Annotated in this window: 25 protein-coding genes and 3 pseudogenes; 17 read left to right on the top strand and 11 right to left on the bottom strand. The window is 49.1% G+C overall.

What is annotated here, in order from left to right; translation table 11 throughout:
- Positions 1-211: hypothetical protein (locus AC5JMP_RS27460; RefSeq protein ID WP_495854688.1), on the bottom strand; the 211-nt coding region annotated here is incomplete at its 3' end.
- Between the two features lie 113 nt (positions 212-324).
- On the opposite strand from AC5JMP_RS27460, the gene AC5JMP_RS27455 reads away from it, so the two are divergent.
- Entirely contained in the window at positions 325-2,286 is a 1,962-nt protein-coding gene (locus AC5JMP_RS27455) for a toll/interleukin-1 receptor domain-containing protein (RefSeq protein WP_495854687.1), read from the top strand.
- 184 nt (positions 2,287-2,470) lie between these two features.
- Entirely contained in the window at positions 2,471-2,641 is a 171-nt protein-coding gene (locus AC5JMP_RS27450; RefSeq protein WP_495854686.1) for a type II toxin-antitoxin system HicB family antitoxin, read from the top strand.
- A 68-nt stretch (positions 2,642-2,709) separates the two neighbouring features.
- Here the strand turns inward: AC5JMP_RS27450 and AC5JMP_RS27445 are convergent, their stop codons facing one another.
- Positions 2,710-2,895, bottom strand: a complete 186-nt coding sequence (locus AC5JMP_RS27445) for a hypothetical protein (RefSeq protein ID WP_495854685.1) — start codon at positions 2,893-2,895, stop codon at positions 2,710-2,712.
- A gap of 167 nt (positions 2,896-3,062) precedes the next feature.
- Here AC5JMP_RS27445 and AC5JMP_RS27440 point away from each other — a divergent pair, with 167 nt between their 5' ends.
- The 4 genes and pseudogenes from AC5JMP_RS27440 (at position 3,063) to AC5JMP_RS27425 (ending at position 4,462) form a co-directional block, all read left to right on the top strand.
- Positions 3,063-3,293 (top strand): helix-turn-helix transcriptional regulator, encoded by a 231-nt coding sequence (locus AC5JMP_RS27440; RefSeq protein WP_495854684.1) that lies wholly within the window; start codon positions 3,063-3,065, stop codon positions 3,291-3,293.
- A gap of 180 nt (positions 3,294-3,473) precedes the next feature.
- Positions 3,474-3,701 carry an addiction module protein gene (locus AC5JMP_RS27435; protein WP_495854683.1) on the top strand — a complete coding sequence of 76 codons (228 nt, stop codon included), beginning with the start codon at positions 3,474-3,476 and terminating at the stop codon, positions 3,699-3,701.
- Positions 3,698-3,982: pseudogene (locus tag AC5JMP_RS27430) on the top strand (type II toxin-antitoxin system RelE/ParE family toxin). The gene AC5JMP_RS27435 and the pseudogene AC5JMP_RS27430 overlap by 4 nt, the downstream one beginning before the upstream one ends.
- Positions 3,983-4,132: 150 nt before the next feature.
- Positions 4,133-4,462 carry a hypothetical protein gene (locus AC5JMP_RS27425; RefSeq protein WP_495854682.1) on the top strand — a complete coding sequence of 110 codons (330 nt, stop codon included), beginning with the start codon at positions 4,133-4,135 and terminating at the stop codon, positions 4,460-4,462.
- A 166-nt stretch (positions 4,463-4,628) separates the two neighbouring features.
- Here AC5JMP_RS27425 and AC5JMP_RS27420 read toward each other — a convergent pair whose 3' ends face one another.
- The 3 genes and pseudogenes from AC5JMP_RS27420 to AC5JMP_RS27410 all read right to left on the bottom strand — a co-directional run.
- Positions 4,629-5,690, bottom strand: a complete 1,062-nt coding sequence (locus AC5JMP_RS27420) for an NAD(P)-dependent alcohol dehydrogenase (protein ID WP_495854681.1) — start codon at positions 5,688-5,690, stop codon at positions 4,629-4,631.
- Between the two features lie 39 nt (positions 5,691-5,729).
- A pseudogene (locus tag AC5JMP_RS27415) lies at positions 5,730-5,816 on the bottom strand ((R)-mandelonitrile lyase); the annotation flags it as partial.
- Between the two features lie 38 nt (positions 5,817-5,854).
- Positions 5,855-5,983: pseudogene (locus AC5JMP_RS27410) on the bottom strand (cyclophilin-like fold protein); the annotation flags it as partial.
- A 174-nt stretch (positions 5,984-6,157) separates the two neighbouring features.
- Between AC5JMP_RS27410 and AC5JMP_RS27405 the strand changes: the two are divergent.
- The 4 genes from AC5JMP_RS27405 (at position 6,158) to AC5JMP_RS27390 (ending at position 10,273) form a co-directional block, all read left to right on the top strand.
- Entirely contained in the window at positions 6,158-7,141 is a 984-nt protein-coding gene (locus AC5JMP_RS27405) for an AraC family transcriptional regulator (RefSeq protein WP_495854680.1), read from the top strand.
- Between the two features lie 382 nt (positions 7,142-7,523).
- Positions 7,524-8,429, top strand: a complete 906-nt coding sequence (locus tag AC5JMP_RS27400) for a M15 family metallopeptidase (protein WP_495854679.1) — start codon at positions 7,524-7,526, stop codon at positions 8,427-8,429.
- A gap of 287 nt (positions 8,430-8,716) precedes the next feature.
- Positions 8,717-9,418: an ATP-dependent Zn protease gene (locus AC5JMP_RS27395; protein WP_495854678.1), complete on the top strand. Its 702-nt coding sequence runs from the start codon at positions 8,717-8,719 to the stop codon at positions 9,416-9,418.
- Between the two features lie 273 nt (positions 9,419-9,691).
- The gene (locus AC5JMP_RS27390) at positions 9,692-10,273 is read left to right on the top strand and encodes a sugar O-acetyltransferase (RefSeq protein ID WP_495854677.1); all 582 of its coding nucleotides are present in this window, start codon (positions 9,692-9,694) and stop codon (positions 10,271-10,273) included.
- A 103-nt stretch (positions 10,274-10,376) separates the two neighbouring features.
- Here AC5JMP_RS27390 and AC5JMP_RS27385 read toward each other — a convergent pair whose 3' ends face one another.
- Positions 10,377-11,588, bottom strand: coding sequence for a calcium-binding protein (locus tag AC5JMP_RS27385; protein WP_495854676.1), 1,212 nt, complete (start codon positions 11,586-11,588; stop codon positions 10,377-10,379).
- A gap of 534 nt (positions 11,589-12,122) precedes the next feature.
- On the opposite strand from AC5JMP_RS27385, the gene AC5JMP_RS27380 reads away from it, so the two are divergent.
- The 7 genes from AC5JMP_RS27380 to AC5JMP_RS27350 all read left to right on the top strand — a co-directional run bounded on the left by AC5JMP_RS27380 (position 12,123) and on the right by AC5JMP_RS27350 (position 16,606).
- Positions 12,123-12,983: a phycobilisome rod-core linker polypeptide gene (locus AC5JMP_RS27380; RefSeq protein WP_495854675.1), complete on the top strand. Its 861-nt coding sequence runs from the start codon at positions 12,123-12,125 to the stop codon at positions 12,981-12,983.
- Positions 12,984-13,037: 54 nt separating this feature from the next.
- On the top strand, positions 13,038-13,787 hold the full coding sequence (locus tag AC5JMP_RS27375) for a phycobilisome rod-core linker polypeptide (RefSeq protein WP_495854674.1): 750 nt from the start codon (positions 13,038-13,040) through the stop codon (positions 13,785-13,787).
- A 93-nt stretch (positions 13,788-13,880) separates the two neighbouring features.
- Positions 13,881-14,636 carry a phycobilisome rod-core linker polypeptide gene (locus AC5JMP_RS27370; RefSeq protein ID WP_495854673.1) on the top strand — a complete coding sequence of 252 codons (756 nt, stop codon included), beginning with the start codon at positions 13,881-13,883 and terminating at the stop codon, positions 14,634-14,636.
- Positions 14,637-14,746: 110 nt separating this feature from the next.
- A complete protein-coding gene (locus AC5JMP_RS27365) occupies positions 14,747-15,280 on the top strand; it encodes a phycobiliprotein lyase (RefSeq protein ID WP_495854672.1) in 534 nt (177 codons plus the stop codon).
- Positions 15,281-15,300: 20 nt separating this feature from the next.
- The gene (locus tag AC5JMP_RS27360; RefSeq protein WP_495854671.1) at positions 15,301-15,912 is read left to right on the top strand and encodes a chromophore lyase CpcT/CpeT; all 612 of its coding nucleotides are present in this window, start codon (positions 15,301-15,303) and stop codon (positions 15,910-15,912) included.
- On the top strand, positions 15,890-16,246 hold the full coding sequence (locus AC5JMP_RS27355; protein WP_495854670.1) for a CpeR family transcriptional regulator: 357 nt from the start codon (positions 15,890-15,892) through the stop codon (positions 16,244-16,246). The genes AC5JMP_RS27360 and AC5JMP_RS27355 overlap by 23 nt, the downstream gene beginning before the upstream one ends.
- 45 nt (positions 16,247-16,291) lie before the next feature.
- Positions 16,292-16,606, top strand: coding sequence for a TMEM14 family protein (locus tag AC5JMP_RS27350; protein WP_495854756.1), 315 nt, complete (start codon positions 16,292-16,294; stop codon positions 16,604-16,606).
- 186 nt (positions 16,607-16,792) lie between these two features.
- On the opposite strand, the gene AC5JMP_RS27345 is transcribed toward AC5JMP_RS27350, so the two are convergent.
- From AC5JMP_RS27345 to AC5JMP_RS27325, 5 genes are all read right to left on the bottom strand, one after another.
- Entirely contained in the window at positions 16,793-18,616 is a 1,824-nt protein-coding gene (locus AC5JMP_RS27345; protein WP_495854669.1) for a PRC-barrel domain-containing protein, read from the bottom strand.
- A 54-nt stretch (positions 18,617-18,670) separates the two neighbouring features.
- Positions 18,671-18,916, bottom strand: coding sequence for a hypothetical protein (locus tag AC5JMP_RS27340; protein WP_495854668.1), 246 nt, complete (start codon positions 18,914-18,916; stop codon positions 18,671-18,673).
- Positions 18,917-19,336: 420 nt separating this feature from the next.
- Entirely contained in the window at positions 19,337-19,519 is a 183-nt protein-coding gene (locus AC5JMP_RS27335; protein WP_495854667.1) for a CsbD family protein, read from the bottom strand.
- Between the two features lie 334 nt (positions 19,520-19,853).
- Positions 19,854-20,213, bottom strand: a complete 360-nt coding sequence (locus AC5JMP_RS27330; RefSeq protein WP_495854666.1) for a hypothetical protein — start codon at positions 20,211-20,213, stop codon at positions 19,854-19,856.
- A 150-nt stretch (positions 20,214-20,363) separates the two neighbouring features.
- Positions 20,364-20,624, bottom strand: coding sequence for a hypothetical protein (locus AC5JMP_RS27325; RefSeq protein ID WP_495854665.1), 261 nt, complete (start codon positions 20,622-20,624; stop codon positions 20,364-20,366).
- Positions 20,625-20,827: the final 203 nt, after the last annotated feature.

The following is a 20,827-nucleotide window of genomic DNA, read 5'->3' as shown; positions in this document are numbered from 1 at the left end:
AAGTTCCGAGCGTTGAGGTCGGCATTTCAAGTTCTGAAGTCAAAGTTCCGAGTTCTGAGGTCGGAGGATGACGATCGCATCTCGAAGTTCCGAGCATTGAGGTTGGCATTCCAAGTTCCAAAATCAATGTTTCAAGTTCTGAGGTTGGAGGATGGCGATCGCATCTCAAATTTCCGAGCATTGAGGTCGGCATTTCGAGTTTTGAGGTCAATGTTTCGTGTTCTGAGGTCGGAGAATGGCGATTGCAGGTGTTTCCGTTAGGTCTGTGAAGGAAGACTATAATCGATTGCAGGAAGCCCCATTCAAACCTTGCTGGAGAAGTTGGTGTCAGAGGAAATCATCAAGATCTTTTACTCTTATTCGCGCAAAGACTTGGATATGCGGAATACGTTGGAAGATCATCTGGCAGCGCTCAGAAAAGCAAACAAGATTCAGACTTGGCACGATCTTGAGCTAGAAGCTGGGACAGAGTGGGAGCCAGCTATTCTGAATAAGCTTGACACGGCAGATATCATCTTGCTACTGGTAAGTCACAACTTTATTGCCTCCGAATACTGCTTTGGCACTGAATTAAAGCGGGCGATTGCACGGCATGACGAGGGAACAGCGCGTGTGATTCCCATCATTCTGCGTCCTTGCGACTGGAACCAACCTTATGTGCCTTTCAGTAAATTGAATGTCTTGCCAACCCATGCTGAACCGATCACAAGCTGGGCAGATCAGGATGCCGCTTTTACGATCGTAGCTCAACGAATTCGGGAAACGGTGCAAAGCTTAACCAAAGCATTGGAAGAAAGAGAAGTTCAAAAAAACTCAGAACTGGAAAAAGTTCAGTTAAGAGGACAACAATCCCTACAAACTTATAATGAAGACTTGTCTCTAGACGAAAATCAAGTTGATCAAATATCTCTTGAACAAATTTTGTCATCATTAGAACTAAAAGATATAGACCAGGAGTTAGTTTCAAATTCTTCAAAAGAAATTACAGACTTTTCTCCAACTCGCAAAGAAAAACCAAAAGATCAAACTAGAAATGTTTCATCTAGAAAAAAGGTTAGTAGCAGTGAAGAGCAAGATGAGGCTGTAGAATTTGCAAATAAAGTGTATACAAGAAAAACTAGAAAATCTCTCAGTGAGATTCAAGAAGCCATAGTTCGGGGGGCTTGGGATAATCATTCATATAAAGACATTGCTAACAACTGCAAAAGCAACCCTATTAGCCTCGAAAGTGTAGGTAAACGTTTGTGGGATATTCTTACAGAATCTTTAGGAGAGAACGTTAATAAAAGTAACCTCCGTGCCATAGTAAAACGTCACTTACAAAAAAATAGAACTCCAATTGTTGAGGACAGAGACAGGAAATATATCAATGGAATAGCATCCACTCAAATTTGCGAGTATGTCAATACACTTTCTGGTCATTCAGGTTGGGTTAACTCAATTGCTGTCAGCTCCAGTAGACAAATAATTAGCGGTAGTCAAGATGAAACAATTAAAATCTGGGATCTAGACACTGCAAAGTATTTAAGAGATCTTGGCAACCGTTTTTTCAAAGGGGGGCATTCAAATAGAGTGAACTCTGTTGCTATTAGCCCAGATAGTAGAGTTCTTGCTAGTGCTAGTGAAGATGGAACTGTTATCGTTTGGAATCTAGGAACTTACAGCAAGATGTATCAACTGAGACATCAAGGAGCTGTTCGCTGTATCACTATCAGTCCAGATAACCAATTTCTTGCCAGCGGATGCTCTAATCACAAAATTTATATTTGGAATTTAGTAGCTGGTGAGGAAAGTAAAAAGTTTATTGAGCGAGATGCAATCAAAGCACTCATTTTTAGCCCAGATGGACAAACATTAATTGGTGCTACTGAAGACAAAATCGTCAAGACATGGACTATTCAAAATTGGTCACAACAGAATTTACCTATTGATTCTGAGTCATCACCGGACTCTTTGGCTTTAAATGAGAATGGAAATCTACTGGCAATTAGTTATAGAGATAGAAAAATTAAGCTAATAGATTTACATAGGAAAGAGCAGCTTTATTCCCTTTCTGGGCAAGTGGTTGCTTTAAGTCCCGATGGTGAAATCTTAGCTACAGCACTTGATAAAGAAATTAGTCTTTGGAAGCTAGAAACTGGAGAGCTGATTTGTCCTTCAGTTAAAGCAGGAAATTTAGTTAGATCTCTTGCTTTCAGTAATGATGGTTTAACTCTTGTTAGCGGACAAGGTGAGGAAATTAAAATTTGGCGAATAAGGAAAGACAAGCTTGTTCATAAGCTTTAATTGTAAATTGAGGACGAAGCCAAATAGGAGAGCATTGCCTGCCACCATCGCTCTCCAGATTCTGACGAGACTGCGAAAAACCTGTAAGTTGGTTTCCAGGGCGTTGCAGCCATCCAAAATCTCACGCTCTGAGATCAATAGAGATGTACTAGCTTCGGGATAGTTGTTACTTTTCCTAATCGCTATGCGATCGCTGAAAAACTATACGGTTGTGCTACATCCTGATGATAATGGTACATTTGTTTCCTGTGTGCCAGCGATCGCAGGCTGTCATGCTTGGGGACAAACGGTAGAAGAGGCGCAGGCTGAGCTGATTCAGGTATTTGACATGATTCGGGACGAGTATAAAGTATAAAGAATCAGGTCAAGAACTCCCCGAAGACGTTGAAGTGGCTGTGACTCATGCCCGCTAAAGCAAACGCCCTACCGCTCCAGCCTAAGGGATTCTGAGGGCGGATCAAACACAATAATAAAATTACCATCGGGTGTATGTCGGCGAAGCAAATGAATATAGTTTTCGGCATCTCCTCGTCGCCGAAACCGATTGACGACAACGCGCTGAAAATTAGGCAGTAGACGAACGACTGCCCAGACGTGAAGCTGGCTCATAAACCTATAAAATGACTGGAGTAAGTGCAAAGCCCAGCAAGACACTCGATCGAGTGCCTGCAATAGAGAGTTCTAGATTGCGGTGAGCAATTCAAGATCTACTACTAGAAATCAGTTTCTAGAAAAATAGGCAATTTGTCAACAAGTTTCTAGAAATTAATTTCTAAATGCCTCCAAGCCAGCCTGAACAGAAGCCAACATTGACCCTGAAGCAGTTGAGAGAAAAGTCAGGACTCTCTCAAGAGGCTTTGGCGCGTCTGTTGGATGTCAGCGGTAAAACCGTCAGCAATTGGGAACGTGGGAAGAGTATTGCCAGTTTGACGGTGCTCCAAATGAAGACGCTGTGTGAGGCGCTAAGCATAGAACTGAAAGAACTACCAGACGACTTTAGCTCGTAAATATTAGCGCCCAAATTATATTTAACCGATTAGGAGGCCTATGAGAAACGAGCCAAGCAGAGCAGTGGAGTAGCACAATGCTGGAGCGATCGGGTCTGCTGCAACCAGAACGGTAGAGAGGGCGATCGCTGCAATTCCCCTTAAAATTGGAACATCAACTTCAGTAGTTAAACTACCGCAATGAGCGATCACCCCCTCCTTAAAGTTGAAATTTCTCAACTCAGCATTGCAGAACGCATTCAACTTGCTGAAGACCTTTGGGACAGCATCCTGGAGCGGCAAGACGAACTTCCTTTAAGCGATGCCCAAAAACAGGAACTCGATCGTCGATTAGAAAACTATCAGCAAAGTCCAACCTCCGGTTCAACCTGGGAAGAAGTGAAGCAACGGTTAGGGTTCTCTCGATGAGCTACAAACTCATTATCTGTCCAGAGGCAGAATTGGATCTTCAAGATGCTTTTGGGTGATATGAAGTACAGACTTCGGGATTAGGCTCTGAGTTTGTTCGGGCAGTTGATGCCTGCCTATCTGGCATTGGACGTAATCCACTCGCCTATCCAATCATCTATAAACAATCGCGACGAGCATTAGTCCGGCGTTTTCCCTACGGATTTGACCAAGACATCATTACTGTTATTGCTTGCTTGCATGGTAAATGTAACCCGAAACCGTGGAAAGATCGTCTCTAACTTTGGGTTTTCCCCGCGATCGCTGTTTCTTTCTAATGGAGGGCAATCACCTTATTATAAAAGATGTCAAATGGGTTCTATAGGTTATGGCTGTCGCCAGTTTGCTATAACTGCCGCTACACTTCACTGTTGTGCTCCTTGATTCTGGGTATGGCTAGCTTTAGCAACGAAATTTTTAAGCATCAAGACTGGTTGTCGCCCCCATCGAGCCTGCTCCTTAATTTGTTGGAGCGCAGCATTGCACCCGTCGGGAGTATAGCTGGAACCTGCGAGGCGATCGACTTTCACCTCATCGATGCACTTCCCAACAGCGATCGCGGCATTATCCCCAACAACCCACGTTGCGACCACACCACGCACAGAAAAACACCCGTCCGGGCATCGAGTACGTGGTGTAGTCCGTTCCTCCGGGCGCGTCTGGCGATCGCCGATGCCCATAGGCGCAACTATCGCAGGTTGGCTACACCGATCGCCATCTGAAGGTCGAACGGGTGTTCAAGTCTGACCCGAATGCTGGAATTGCCTAGATGGCGATGCCCTCCGCGATGCCTAGTCCGACATAGCCGACCGCGATCGCCGAAACTGCTAGGTCGCTGTTGCCCAGTTTGCACATCTGCATGACGGCTCCTTCGAGGTTTCACCGCAGCTATGCAGACTTAAGCGATGCCATATCAATCACGAAGCGATATTTCACATCAGACTTGAGCAGGCGATCGTAGGCTTCATTGACCTTCTGGATGGGAATCACTTCAATATCCGCAGTAATGTTGTGCTTGCCGCAAAAGTCGAGCATCTCCTGGGTTTCGGCAATGCCGCCAATCATAGAGCCGGAGAGACTGCGACGACCCGTGATCAAGCTAAATGCCGCAATCTCTAGAGGCTTCTCAGGTGCGCCAACCAGGGTGATGTTGCCGTCGAGGCGAAGCAGGTTGAGATAGGCATTGATGTCGTGCTTGGCAGAGACGGTATCGAGGATGAAATCGAAACTACCCGCGTGTTGCTGCATTTCGTCGGCATTGCGGGAGACGACCACTTCATCGGCACCGAGGCGAAGCGCATCTTCTGTTTTGCCGGGTGAGGTAGTAAAGACGACGACGTGGGCACCGAGGGCATGAGCAATTTTCACCCCCATGTGTCCCAGCCCACCTAGACCGACTACACCCACTTTCTTGCCCTCGGTGACTCCCCAGTGACGCAGGGGCGAATAGGTGGTGATCCCGGCGCAGAGGAGGGGTGCCACTCCAGCCAAATTGAGGTTGGTGGGAACGCGCAGCACGAAGCGTTCATCGACGACGACGCTATTGGAGTAGCCACCATAGGTAACCGGAGCGGTCTTGTGCTTGTCGGGGGAGTTGTAGGTGAAGATTGTATTTTGGCAAAACTGCTCAAAGCCAGCTTTGCAATTGGGACAAACCCCATCCGAATCAACCATGCAGCCGACTCCCACGAGATCGTCGGACTTGTACTTAGTGACTGCCGAACCGACCTGAGTGACCCGTCCGACAATCTCGTGACCGGGCACGATCGGATAGGTCGTGGACATGAAATCGCTCCACTCGTCCCGCACTGAATGCACATCGGAGTGGCAAATGCCACAGAAGAGAATTTCGATCTGCACATCATGATCGGTTGGCTCGCGTCGGGCGATCGTGTCAGAAGCAAGCGGTGATGTTGCACTGGCGGCTGAGTAGGCTTTCGTGTTGTACATGAATCAAGGCTCCTATTGGTTGACGTTTGGTGATTGGTATTATTCGTTGCTGACTTGTTCCATCCAGCCTACAGGCTTGCCGTCAAGTATCTCCTGAATAGCGATGTGAGTCATCACCGTTGGGGGGTGAAAGGGCGATCGCGATTTTGCCGACAAAGTTTCCATTCAGTAGATAATCTATTTGGTAAATTGCTGACTTTTTCGGTGCTCGCGTAATCTTCTAACGTCAGGGTTGAGGGCAACAGGGCAACAAAATCCTGAGTTGTTTTGCTGTCAATCAATGTGGCCGTCACAAACTTGAATGGCGATATGGGTCAAATAAAACGGCGTGTTCACTTGAATAAAAATCCAGGATGCCTGCAAGAAGTGAAATCATCTTTCCTTGCTTCAGCTTTATCTTAGGCATTTTGCAGGACAAGCAATAAAACGATCGTCTAAGATTGTTGTACGATTCTGCAAACTTAGAAATGAACGCTGCCAAAACGAGTGATAAGTTCAATATCGCTTCGATGAGCGACCCGCAGGCAACGCGCAATGCAGACAGAGCGCAAGCCAACCGAGACGAACTGACTGAGCGGATTGCGGAGGCGATTCGGCAGGACGGGGCGATCGAGCCGTTGAAAGGATTGCACTTCAACCGCTCCTCCTCACCGTCGGAATGCATTCATAGTGTCTCTATCCCTGCGTTTTGTGTGATTGCTCAGGGCAGCAAAGAAGTTTTTCTAGGGAGCGATCGCTACCAGTACGACCCGATGCATTATTTACTGGCGACAGTCGAACTGCCGATTGTCAGCCAAATTCTGGAAGCGTCCCCCGCAAAACCGTACCTCAGCCTTCGCCTCGACCTCGACCCCACCCTGGTTGGTTCAGTGATGGTTGAAGCAGGCTATCCCTCGCCCCAAGGTCATGCCAACGTCAAAGCGATCGACGTGAGTCCATTAGATGCGTCTCTGCTGGATGCTGTAGTCCGGCTCGTTCGGCTTCTTGCTGCGCCCGCCGAAGCTCCGGTTCTGATGCCGCTAATCATAAGGGAAATTATTTACCGACTCCTGACGGGAGCGCAAGGGAGTCGGCTGCGTCATATTGCCGTTCTGGGTGGCTACACCCACCACGTTGCCAGAGCCGTCGATCGACTTCGGAAAGACTTTAATCAGCCGCTGCGGATTGAAACCATTGCACGAGAGCTGGGAATGAGTGTTTCAGGCTTTCACCATCACTTCAAATCTGTCACTGCCATGAGTCCTTTGCAGTTCCAAAAACAACTGCGGCTCCAGGAAGCTCGTCGTCTGATGCTGGGGGAAAACCTTGACGCGACCAGTGCGGCATACCGAGTGGGTTATGACGATGCCTCGCACTTCAACCGGGAGTACAAGCGGCTCTTTGGTAAACCACCGATGCGCGATGTAGAGCGGCTGCGAGAAGCGGCTAGGGAGACTACCAGTTCAATATGAGCTTTTCAGGATGTTTCAATTTTGCCAGAAATCGCTTAAACCTATGTGCTTTTACTATAGGACTTACGCAAACCCTCTAGCTGTAGTGCATTTTTGTTGTGTGTGGTGGGCGCAGCCCACCACACACAACAAAAATGCGTAAGTCCCATACTAGAAACCCCATTCAGATTGTTGCAGTTGTCAGCCGCGCTGGAAGCCAGTATTCTCGCCTTTAAGCTTCGCTCTGGTTTTACAGACCTGCCCGTAAAGCTTTGGGTCTAGATTTTGCAAGTCTGGCTCAAAGCTTGAAGACGCAAGCTGCAATCTCTACTACCCAATCTGCGATTGATCGGGTATATTGGCTCCGGTGCGGTGGATCAACGCAATACAGGAGAATTGAGTTGTGAATGAGAGCGACCTACCTCAAGTTTCTGAGCCACTAAATTTTGACTCTACGTCTGAGTCGTTGAATTCTGAACCTCTGAGGGATCTGCCTAGTTCAACTCACGATATTCCCATGGCGGTGCGAGCAACCTTATCACCCGCGCCTCAGGTGAAGAATAAGTCAGCTCGTCTATTGTGGGGTTTGAGCAGTGTGGGGGCGATCGCCCTCTTGGGAGTTGGACTATTTTTTGCGCTACGACCTCAATTTGCAGCCTCTACCGCCGCTACAACCAGTGGTGCAGCAGATCCCAGTCCGGAGGCTCCCAGCCCGGTCAATCCCAGTGCTAGCGCCTCTCCATCCTCGCAAATGCTGAATCACTACCCCTACAATGAAGCGCCTCAGAATGAGCTGACTCCCATCACGCCCAATGGTGAAATTTTGATGCGTAAAGCTGCCGCCACCAAATTTATGGAAATGCAGGAAGCGGCTAGTGCGGCAGGTGTGACTCTGGTGCCCATTTCAGGTTTTCGTTCTCAGGAGGATCAAGAGCGCATCTTTTTTGATGTCAAAGCCCAGCGCGGACAGGACACCGCAACGCGATCGGAAGTCAGCGCACCTCCAGGACATAGCGAACATCACACGGGCTATGCCGTGGATATTGGCGACGGCGATCGCCCTGATCTAAATCTTCAAACTGACTTTGAGACGGATCAAGCCTTCAAGTGGCTAAAGGAAAATGCGGGATTCTACAGCTTTGAGATGTCTTTTCCCAAAAACAATGCTCAGGGCGTGAGCTACGAACCCTGGCACTGGCGGTTTGTGGGCGATCGCAACAGCCTAGAAACCTTTTACCGCGCTCGAAGCTCGGTGCCCCCCTCCGCGCCGACCCCAGGATCAACCTCAGCGCCAGCGAAGGCAAAGTAAAAAACCTCTTGCAAAGTAGGTTCAGTGGGAGCCGCGCTTCTACTCAACTTCATCCTAAAACTTTAATTAGGACTGTACGCACTTGACGCTTAAAACCTCGATCCCCCAACCCCCTTAAAAAGGGGGCTTCAGAGGTTCCCTTTTTAAGGGGGTTGGGGGATCTCTTCTGCGTAAGTCCTATCTAAATCTGCAAGAGGTCTAGAGGGCAAGGGCAAAAGTTAAACGGGTGTAGGATAGAAGTTAAGATTGCTTAACGTCTGGCGATCGCTGCCCCCCTCCCTACTGCCGTGAGCCAAACTACTCTCAATCTCGTCGCTGTCACGATTTTTGCCCTGGTCATGTCCACGCTGCTGGGGCCTTTGCTGCATATCCCAGAATACATTCCGGCGATCGCGGCTTTCGGCATTTTAGGCATTGCCACATTAGATACGCTGAACTGGCAAGGACAAGCCGGAACGCTTTTACTGGACTGGTTAGCCAGCTTTTCTCCAGCACACCGCGCCCGTGTGACCCATCATGAGGCAGGACACTTTCTAACGGCGCATCTATTGGAGATTCCGGTGACGGGCTACACGCTGAGCGCTTGGGAGGCATTTCGGCAGGGACAACCTGGACAGGGCGGAGTCAGCTTTGGCTCTGAGGAGCTAGAGGCGGCTCTAGAGCAGGGCACGATCTCGGCGCAGTTGGTCGATCGCTTTTGCACAGTGCTGATGGCAGGCGCGATCGCGGAGTCTCTAGTCTATGGGGACGTGCAGGGCGGGGCAGACGATCGGCAAAAGCTGCGATCGCTCTGGGCACAAATGCGCCGTCCAGCAGCCGAAGGCGAGATGAAGGAGCGGTGGTCAAAGCTGAGCGCAAAGACGCTGCTAGAAGACCACTGGGATGCCTATGAAGCTCTGGTGGTAGCCATGGAAATGGGGCTATCGGTGGAAGGCTGCTGCAAGTTAATCGATCAGCATCAAATTGAAGAGTCCCTTGAAGTCGGTTAATGATCGATCATTTAACATGATGTGAACATGTGCAACTTGGTCTGAAAGTCTTATAGGATGGGCATCTTGCCCGTCCAAATCTGGGCAGCAAGGCACAATTATTTCACGGTAATCTAGGAACGGTAATCTAGCATAAGCGATCGCTCTTATGCCTTCATTCATAGGAGCGATCGTTTTGTGTGTATCGTTTGCATGGCTGCCGCCAGCTTGCTTATGACATTTTTGGTGGTTGCGATACAATCCGAGTCTGTGCAATCCGAGTCGTGAATTCCCATGACAGAATCCAACAAAAGCGAACGAGAAAAAATGCTGGCAGGAGAACTCTATCTTGCCGATGATCCAGATTTATACGCCGAGGCGATCCGGGCTAGGCAGCTCTTACGGCAATACCGCGAAGCCGTTGAGGATAATTGGGACATCCGTGAAGCCATCCTTCGGAATCTGTTTGCCTCAACGGGCGTAAGACCCCGAATCATTCCGCCCTTTCACTGCGATTACGGCAGCAATATTGTGGTGGGCGATCGCTTTTACATGAACTACGGCGGCGTAATTCTAGACTGTAACCGAGTGGAAATTGGCGATGATGTCCTCTGCGCGCCCTATGTACAAATCTATGCAGCCCATCACCCCACCGATCCAGCCGTTCGCCTCACGGGTGCCGAGTTAGCTTCTCCGATTCGCATTGGCAATAACGTCTGGATTGGCGGCGGCGCAATTATTTGTCCTGGCGTAACGATCGGCGATAACACCACGATCGGCGCGGGCAGTGTGGTAGTCAAAGACATTCCCGCCAACGTAATTGCCGTAGGCAATCCCTGCCGGGTAGTGCGATCGGTGACACCGCCTGAAGGCTAGTGGTTTGTCATTTTTTATTTGTGGGGTAGCCCACAAATAAAAAATTTAATTTAAGGAATTTTTGAAGGGTCTCTGACCCTTCAAAAATTCTTTGACAGAAGAACTAGACGAAGGTGAAGCCTTTGCTAAAGCTGGCTAATGCTCTATTTTCAATCACACCAATCAATTCCGGCTTGGTCTGTCCCTGAGTCAGGGTAATGAACGTGTCTGCACCTGACTTCCTTAGGGCATAGCTGCTGGCTTTGCCCTTGAGCTGGATGCGATCGCCCTCGCCTAAATTAAAATCGTTGAGAATCGCATAGTCCGCAGCACCAGATTGGGAGGGCTTCAGATCGCTGTAGAACTCGGCAGTTTTGCTGCCCAACACAAACGTATCTCGTCCTGCACCCCCCGCTAGCTCGTCAACCTCTGCCACACCCGGACGTTTAGCGGCTGTGTCTACTCCCATCAGCACATCGTTGCCTAGACCGCCGTTAAGCTTGTCGCTGCCTGCGCCCCCTTCAAGGCGATCGTTTCCCGCTTCAGTTGCAGACATCTGGCTAGCAGCGCTGCCCGCAATCACGTTTTGAGCCGTGAACTCTCCCAGCACATCATTCCCGGCACCGCCCTTAAGGAAGTCATTGTCCGCGCCGCCGCTAAGATGGTCGTTGCCCTCGCCGCCCTCTAGCTGGTCATTGCCCGCATCGGTTCCAGTTAGCGTGATCGTGACCGTTGGATCAGCAGTTAGTTTGTAGCTGAGCTGGTAAGCGCCCAAACAATCGACTCCGGTTCCACCTTGAAGACGATCGTTGCCCTCACCACCGCTCAGGTAGTCATCACCACTGCCACCATCAATCTGATCATGATTGGCTTCAGAGCCGCTCAGCGTGTAAGAACTAGCAGGATTAGAGGCTGAAGTATAAATAAAGTCGTAAGCCCCCAGAATATCGTTGCTGGCTCCGCCTTGGAGGCGATCGTTGCCCTCGCCGCCGCTGATCATATCGTTGCCTTCGCCCCCGTCCAGGAGATCGTTCCCCCGCTCAATTAAATAGGAGGTGAACGCCTCATCGACCCTCAGCCCTGAACCGCTGACCTGCCCCAAAAAATCATTGCCTACTCCACCTAGCAGCGTGTCATTGCCCATGTTGCCGACTGCCAGATCGTCGCCGTCGCCTAGCTCCATGCGATCATCGCCATTCACACCAAAAATGACATCGTTACCGCCATAGCCATAGATCACATCGTTCAGCGCATTAAAGTTGCTATCGCCATACAAAATATCTCGGTTTGGAGTACCAAAGCGGTTTGTCATGTAGTCACCCGTTGATTTCGCCACTGATCCTTAGCTCACGGCACAGCAAGGTAACGGACACCCTTATCAATGAGTGCCGCCCCTTACGCCTGACAAGAGCCTAACGTTTTTAGTTCGAGGTGGCTACCGCAAACAGTATCTTCGCATCACAAATAGCGGAAAAACATTGAAAACAGTGGTTGTGTAGAGAGCCGCGTAAATTCGCGTCAATAAAAGAATGAGGTCTACGTTAGGTTTTAGGCGATCGCCCAGCAACCTTCTCGGTAAAAAAATCCTTTGTGCAAACCCCGTGCAAAATTTGCCAATTCTACCGAGGTTTATAAATCTTGACATTCACAGTCGCAAGCTTATAAGAAAATCGATCATAACAAAGCGTATAAAACTAAAGCGTCTGAAAAGCTTGAGCTGTCGAGAACTTGGGAGAATTTCGCCGAAGGCAATCGATCAGCCTTCAGGTAAATTGGGTCGATCGCCTGATTTGCTAAAGGAGCCAACCTGAGATTTCTTTACGTTTTGAAACATTTTTAACCTCTTTCATTAACCAGGAGATGCTGTGTAATGGCTTTTGGATCAGCTTCACGCTTAGGGGTCAGCCTGTTCGATGAAACCCCTCCCGTCGAATGGGTGCCCGGTCGCTCACAAGAAGAAGCAGAAACCATCATTTTGGCGGTTTATCGCCAGGTGCTGGGCAATGCCTACGTCATGGAAAGCGAAAGGCTCGTCGTGCCTGAGTCTCAGTTCAAGCGGGGCGAGTATAGCGTCCGCGAGTTTGTCCGAGCGGTCGGCAAGTCTGAGCTTTACAGCTCTCGCTTCTTCACAAGCTGCGCGCGCTATCGGGCGATCGAGCTTAACTTCCGGCATTTTCTGGGTCGTCCTCCCCTGGATCTAGAAGAAATGCGGATGCACAGCACCATTCTGGATACGCAAGGATTTGACGCTGAGATTGATTCCTATGTGGATAGCGACGAGTATCAAAACACCTTTGGCGAAAACTTCGTTCCCTACATCCGGGGCTATAAGACTGAAGCTTGTCAAAGCATGGTGCAGTTCACTCATACCTTCCAACTGGTGCGGGGCGCATCTAGCAGCAGCCTGAAGGGTGATTTGTCGGGCAAAACTCCTAAGCTGAACGCGCTAGTGATTCAACAAACCCCCACACCTGTAGTTTCTCCAGCCAGCAGCGGCGCAACCTTCTCTGCACCTCCGATCGATCCTCGCACCCGCTTGGGCGTGGGTGCTGGCGCTGAGGGCAAGGTCTACCGAATTGAGGTGACGGGCTACCGGGCAAAAACCTTCAACAACATCTCCAAGTTTCGTCGTGCCAATCAGGTGTACCTGGTGCCCTACGAGAAGCTGTCTCAAGAATATCAGCGGATTCACCAGCAGGGCGGCGTGATTGCCAGCATCACGGTGGTCTAGCGCAGCTTGCGTGACTTGTTTTTAAAACTCAAATATTTTAGGAGATAGGTTTCAATGGCATCCCCCGCAATTATTGAGCTTTGGTCTGGGAGCGATTTGGAAGAATTTCAGACGGTGATTCGGGCCGTTTACAAGCAGGTTTTGGGCAATCCCCATGTGATGGAGAGCGAACGTCTGGTGACAGCAGAATCGCAGTTGTGCGATCGCTCCATCAGCGTCCGGGAGTTTGTCCGGGCGGTTGCCAAGTCTGACTTTTACCGCAGCCGCTACTTTGAGTCCTGTGCGCCTTACCGTTTTGTGGAACTCAACTTTTTGCACTTGCTGGGTCGCGCGCCCCAGGATCAGAGAGAAGTTTCTGAACATATCGTCCGCTGTGTGGCAGAAGGCTACGAGGCTGAAATCGATTCCTACATCGACAGCGACGAGTACCAGGCGGCATTTGGCGAAAATGTGGTGCCTTATTCTCGCGGCAAGAGCAGCGAAGGGAACGCCAAGCAGATCGGCTACAACCGCATTTTTGCGATCGATCGCGGGCCAGCTCAAATTGACAGCGCGGTTCAGGCTTCCCAGCTGGTCTATGCTGTTGCCACCAACAGTTCGACTGCGATTAAGCCTTCTACTGCGACCGTGATTGGTTCGGGTACCGAGAAGCGGTTCAAGATTGTAGTTGCCGGGTCAAAGTTTGACGGACCTCGCCGAGTCAGCGCCACTGAGTACATTGTCTCAGCCAGCAAAATGACTCCTCAGATTCAGCGGATTAACCGGACTTCGGGCAAAATCATCAGCATTACAGAAATTGCCTAGGGGCGATCGGGGTGAGCCATGCTCACCCCATATTTTTCATCATCTTTTTTCATCTTTTTTCATCTCAACTTTAGATTTAAGGAGTTTATGTATATGGCACTTTGGATAGAAACGGAAGCCGTTGAACTGCGCCCTAACGCCACTGAAGACGACTTGCAAACCGTGATTCGAGCCGTCTACCGACAGGTTTTGGGCAATGCGCATGTGCTGGACAACCAGCGGCTCACCAGCGCCGAATCACAGTTGCGCAATGGCGACATCGACGTTGTGGGTTTTGTCAGAGCGGTAGCTCAGTCGGATCTCTACCGTTCCTTATTTTTTGAAACTTCTTCTCCCTATCGCTTTATCGAGCTGAACTTTAAACATTTGCTAGGTCGTGCTCCCCAAGATCAGACGGAGATTGCCGAGCATGTGCTTATCTACAACACGTACGGCTACGAAGCCGAGATTGATTCTTACATTGGCAGCGACGAGTATGCCACCAGCTTTGGCAATAATGTGGTGCCCTACACGCGCGGCAATCAGACTCAAGATGGCATCAAAAATGTAGGGTTCAACCGCACCTTTGCCCTGAGCCGAGGATTTGCGGCAAATGATGTGGGCAGATCGGCAAGACTGATCAGCGATCTAGGCGGCAATTTAGCAACCAAGATTGTGGCTCCTAGCCAGGGTTCTGGTGCCTACAGCAACCTGGGCAAGCGCTTCCGGATCGCAGTGTCCAAGGCAAGCTTTGCGCGCGTCACCCAGAGCGCTGTCACCTTTGAAGTGGGCTACAGCCAGCTCTCGCAGAAGATTCGCAGTATTCAAAAAACGGGTGGCAAAATTGTCAGCGTTACCGAAGTAGCTTAACGCATTAGATTGTGCGTTAGGCAAGCTGTCTATTTTCTGAGGCGATCGCAGTGTGATCGCCTCACGAAAGACCGAGCCGTTCAAACCCAGCAAAAGAAACTTGGGCAGTGATGGATATTACGGAGTTTGTTGAAAATTCGATCGGGCGTTGGCGATCGCAGCGCAGCGCCCATCATTTGGCGTTCGGTCACTTTGAAGCCGTGCAGTCTGAGATTGATATTGTCTCTCTTTCACTGGACGACCCCGCTGTGATTGATCTCTGCCAAACCTATGAAGTAAATCCTGAAGCTGCCGTTTCGCCGTTTCGCATGAGCTGGGAGGGTCAGTCGGATTGGGAGGAAAGCGAGGCCATTAAGGGAAGCTGCGTACTGGTGCCTGTGCCCGATCCGAATCATGCCAATCGAGGTCGGCTGTTGCGAGATCAGGGCTATGCAGAAACGATCGCTGCCGTGGGTGACTATTACCTGACGGAAGACCGCACGTTTGTGCTGACTACGGCATACGATCGCGCGGCTGCCGAAGAAAAGATTTGGTTTGTCAATCCTAACGTGCGGTGTCGGGTTTCCCTGATCAAAACCAGCGCTGGAACGGGTGTGGTCACTGCTTCGTTCTCCTCAGAAATCCGCCAGGACGTTAAGGCTTGAACTCCCATTAGTCTATGAGTATGGTGTCATTAGTCTCAGAACCATCGCATGATTTAGTCACCTTGGCGCGCTGGATGTCAGGAGATTTCAGTAACGCCCAACAGGCTTTTGAAAACTCCAAAGACTACGCCCATATTCACGTTCTTTTTCGTCCGCTACCGTTTGAATTTTTTTCTGGAATAGGACTTTATTCAGAGCAGGTTTATGACTACGACTTGTGGAGACCCTATCGACAGGGTGTGCATCGCCTTGTAGATCAGGGCAATCAAATTTATATCGAAAACTACAGTTTGAAAAATGCGATTTTTTATGCCGGATCGAGTCGTGATCTAAATATTCTTAAAACCATTACTCCAGCGTGTCTCGATCGCCGTCATCACTGTTCCATGGTGTTTAAGCGAGAGGGCAATTTGTTTCGCGGGAGTGTCGAGCCTGGGAATCTTTGTCTCATTGAGAAAAACGGCTGTCAGACCTATCTGGAAAGCCAGGTAGAAGTCACAGAAACAACCTGGGTCAGCCTGGATAAAGGGATGGATGTAAACACCCATCAGCAAGTTTGGGGATCGACCTTTGGCGCATTGCGGTTTGAAAAACGGGAGAGTTTTGCCCATGAAGTCCCAAATATCTTATGACTCTCTAGCGGAATCTATTGAAGCCAAAATGCTGCCCCCAGAAGCACAGAAGAAAATGCAGTGCTGGATTCGGAGTCGGCATCTCATTTGTTCCGGCAATTTTTTTGTGTTTGAAACCGTAGACTACAGTGCAGTCGATCGCTTTTGTGATGGCGTTTCAGCATTGGGAGGCTCAGTGATTTCAGTTGAGCCGATTAGCAAAATCTGGATGGGAGATCATCGTCAAGTCGTTTTGTATCAAGCTAAAGCCAGTTTGCACACGCCTTGCCATAATCTGAAACAATATTGGTTGAAATATGGGAGCTTTCGGACTCGATTTGATAGCCAGGTCTAGCGCCGAACTATCACGTTTACGTGATTTAACAGGAGAAATTTAATGATGAATCTCAGTGTAATTGCGGCGATCGCCTATGGCATTCTTGCTATTGTTGGCGGCATTATGGGCTACGCTCAGGCAAAAAGTAAGGTTTCTTTAATTGCCGGGTGCGGCTGCGGAATTTTGCTGCTGATTAGCGCGATTCTGCAAACTCAGGGACAGACTTGGGGATTGCTTCTGGCAACGATCATCACGATCGTGCTGATGGTGGCATTTGTGATGCGATTCATCAAAACCCGTAAGTTTATGCCTGCTGGACTGATGCTGATTCTGGGAGTTCCGGCTCTGGGAGTAATGGTGAGTCAACTGGTGTCATAGCCTTTCACAGTGAAGCATAGCCGCCTCAGCGATTAGGACAGGCACATTTAGGGTAGGGCGCGAAGCGCCCTACCCTAACCTAAACAAACAGGCGACAGCTGCATTTTTAAAAAATGAGCGGCACATCAATGCGCCGCTCATTTTTTATCGCTCATTCAACTTGCTCAGGCAACGCTTCACAACTCCCTATTTGTCGCCTGCAGAAGCCGTCAGCGCGGCTCGACCTGCTTCAGGAGCCTGCATCTCTGCCTTCGAGAATTGAGGGGACTGAGTGTAGATAGAGCTGAGCAGCACATCTAAAACACCTGCCTGCCGAGCGCTATCGATCGCTTGGTGCGTGGTCAGCTCACCCACATTCAGAATCACATCATCATTTTCATCCAGAATGACACGAGTAACTGGGCGACCTAACGCGCCCTTAATCCGCTGTTCTTCGACAGTCCGAGCGCTACGCTCCTGCAAGCTTGTAGCAGTCGTCTTGATTTGTTCCCATAGACTGCGAGCACCATCTTTGATCTGGTCGGTGCCATCGACAAGCTGAGCGCCTGTTGTCTGGGTGGTTGCATTAAAGCGACCGCTGAATTGAGCTGCTGTGCCATTTGCCCGAGCGCGGATAGCAGTTGCAGTAGACAAACCAACTGCGTTCAGCAAGTCACGCTCTGCATGGTGCAGCTTAGCTCGCTCAATCACAATATCAGTCACAATTTGACCCGGAGCAGCAACAATTAAGCCGCTGCGAGTCCGAACAATTTGCTGCACTCGACGCCCCTTAGCCTGCTCAACAACGTAACCAGCTGCCGCACTATCGGCTCTTAGAGCGAGATGTTCGTGTAGACGACCGCCCGCTGCGCGATAGAGTTCATCTAGTAGACCCGACTGCTCAGCATATGCGGCTGCTGCGGGAGTGATTTCTTGACCGCCTAAAACCAGCACTACGCCATTTGTAGCTGCCACTGTCCACTGAGAAATTTTACCGATCGCAAATTCTTTTTGCTCAGTTGGGCTAATCACGGCTTTGGTGAAAGCAATGGTTGTGTCTTGACGCACTTCTTGAAACCTGTTGCCCGCTCGATCGGCAATCCCCTGGATCTTCACACCTGCGTCTTGTGCTCCTGCTTGAAGTCGTTCAGTAGCACGCTGCCGCACATCGCCCCCTGCTGCCTGATAGAGTAGATCGAGTGCGCCTTTCTCCTCAGCCCATTCAGCGTTTAGTAGCGTAATGGACTGCCCAGCTCGGACAATAACCGTGCCGTCGGTTGCTGTGACTGTGTCCTGAGCCGTTCTACCGATCGCAAACGCCTTTTGCTCTGCTGGGTCAATGATCAAATTGGTTGCAGAAACCATAGCGCTACGTCCTGCCTCCTGGAGTTTGTAGCCCGTCTCTTGAGCAGCTCCCTGAATTTTCTCACCTGCTGTCAGCGCTGCGGACTGTACCTTCTCACCCGCTGTCAGCGCTGCGGACTGCACTTTCTCACCCGCCGTCTGCATGGCTCCCTTAATGCCACCTATCTGTTCTTCCATCAGGTCTGCTACTTCAGAAGGGACAAAGGCAACATCTTCGCCGATTTTTAGCGTGTGAGGAGCAGGTACATAGGATCGTCCAGAATACGCATCTGCAAACAGTCCTCCAGATACCTCATAGCCATCAATGACACCTGCATGTTCGTCAAAGTAAAGGTCAATCATCTTACCCAAATCACGACCATCTGTTGTCATGATGTGAGTGCCCTTGAGGACATTGTTGCGATCGAGAATTCGCTTCACTTCGGGAAGTTGGCTAACACGAACTACGGCACTCTCTGCGGGAACAATGACGGCATCTAAACCGATCGCCTGAATGCTCTGAAAGGGAATGACCTGCGCATCGCTAAACCATCCGCCTTCCTCTACCAGCAGAGCAAGAAGTTGATTGCTATCTTGGTCAAAAACCAAATCTTTAACGCGGCAAAAGCTTTCACCTTTATCGTATGCTACAACTGCTTTGCCTAGAATGTCACTTCCCTTACGCATTATCCCCTAAACTCCTTGTTGGTAATAGTCTGGTATGAACAAAAAATCGTCAAATTACTGAACAGCGTTGGGAGAACCGCTTGTAGTCGCGTCTGGTTGACCCTCAGCAGATGGTGAACTTGGCAGTTCTGGAGATGCACCATCAGTGATGGCAGGAACACCTACATAGTCACTACCGAATCCTGGAACCTCATTGATAACACCTGTATACTCTGCTACACCTGCTATCCCTACAGCAGCTAACAACAACAAAGCTACATATGCGCCGCCATTCGATGGCTTGCCTACTAATCTTGGCATGACTTTATTTTTCCTAACGTGATCTTTGATAAGGATTGGAATTCTGTCCTACAGCAGTTGATTCCTATTTGATTGCCCTCTCAGATTATTGAAACTTAATATTCGATCGTTCTTACTCTCTCTTTGGAGTGAAATAGGAGTTTACCAGCTATTGATCTGTCCTTTGGTATAGAGCTATTTAAAGTAGCAAACTATAGCACTACACGCTTAGATCCAATGAGTTGTTTTTTGAGAGCTGCGCGGAGCCGCAGCTCTCAAAAAACAACTCATCCTAACTCAATTACGTAGGGCTGCATCTACAAAAAAGCAGAGACCTAGACATTGTCCAGATCTCTGCTCTGTTCTAACCAAAGTAGATTTTAATTAGCTTTCTTCTCAAGCAAAGCTACTTTGGTCGCATGAAAGTTCGCTAAAAACAAGCTATTTCAAAGCGTCTTTTGCAGCGTCTTTCACATCTTCAGCAGCATGACGGACTTTGGACTCAGCTTGCTTTGCCTTGCCTTCAGCTTGATCTTCGGGATCACCTGTCACGTTACCGAGTGCTTCTTGAGCTTTGCCTTCAACGTTTTTAGCAACTGCTTTTGCTCTATCTTCGATACTCATAATGTACCTCACTAATTGTTTTTAAATTCGTCGATTCACTCGATCGAATATATTAACTGTATCCATTATTGCAAAACTCTTCCTCTACCTAAAGAGCGATCGTCAAAAATCATACCAATTTGAATTGGAACCGCGACAGATCCCGGTACGGGCTTGGCATTGCCAAGCCCCTTCTGAGGTTCGATGTGCCCACAAATTCGTTTAAATCAGTATCATCTACTATCAAACCTTAAAACATACAAACTAGCCGTAAGCTAAATCCAACCATCTAGCTTACGGCTCTTTAATTTACGGTTTAAAGGTCTCTAATTGTTCTTAAGCTTAGTTCTTAAGCTTAGATGACTCCAGGTCCCTTACCACGCTGGTCGCCGTCAGCAGTTAGTTTGCCTGTTTCATCATTCTCGTTCACCTCTGCCATTTCTTGAGCGCGTTCTGCCGCTAGAGCCTCTTCCTGTGCCCGCAAATCACCTGGCACCTCGTAGTACATTTCTGGCTCAACCGCGTAGTTGTTCACCAGCCCTTCTTTGTCTACCGTGTATCCGCCCGTAGTATCAATGTCTCCTGCTGCCTTATCCGCTTCATCCTGCTCAGGCACTTGCTTATAGAGATCCCCTTCGCGCTCAATTCTTGCCGCAGTCTCAGCAGGAACGATGCCACGATCGTAGGTATCTGGCGTGATATCTTGATTGCTCATAATCTTATCCTTCATTTGTGAAAAATTGACTATGACCAGTATCCATAAGAGTCGATAAAATTTCCTCTATCTAGAGAGTGACGATCGCCTCCACAGTTCTCTCTTCTGTTCCTCCGATAGGGATAGGCAAACAGGTTACATTCTCGCTGATTAACCTTCCCACTCTTCAAGTGCCAGTTCTTCCACAACGGCGATCGAAGTATTCTTGGCAGATGGGGAACCGGGAGCAAGCTGAAGCGTGTAGTTCCATCCCAATCCCAGCTTGTCTGCCCATGAAGAATTGGAGGACACAAACTGAATCCCCACGATTTGTCCCCAATCTTGTTCAAACTGAACTTGCTGAAAAAATTTAAACCTAGGTTGAGGAACACCTCTAGGCAGCTCGATTGTGATGTAATTTTGCTCACTCATAGCGCTGTTTTATGACCGACAATCTTAGTGTCGCGCCTCAGGCTCATTTCTCACGCATCCCAAAACACTTTTCAGAGCGATATTTCAGAGAACATTCCCATCTAACATGGCTCACTAGCTTCCTGAGCTAGCTTTCCGGGGCAGATTCCTAGTAGGCTGAGGCGTAAGTTGACATACTATTTTTAGACACTGAGAACCTTCCC

It is taken from the genome of Drouetiella sp. (genome assembly GCF_059504425.1).
The sequence above is the reverse complement of the archived record's forward strand: the minus strand, read 5'-3'. Positions and strand labels throughout refer to the sequence as shown.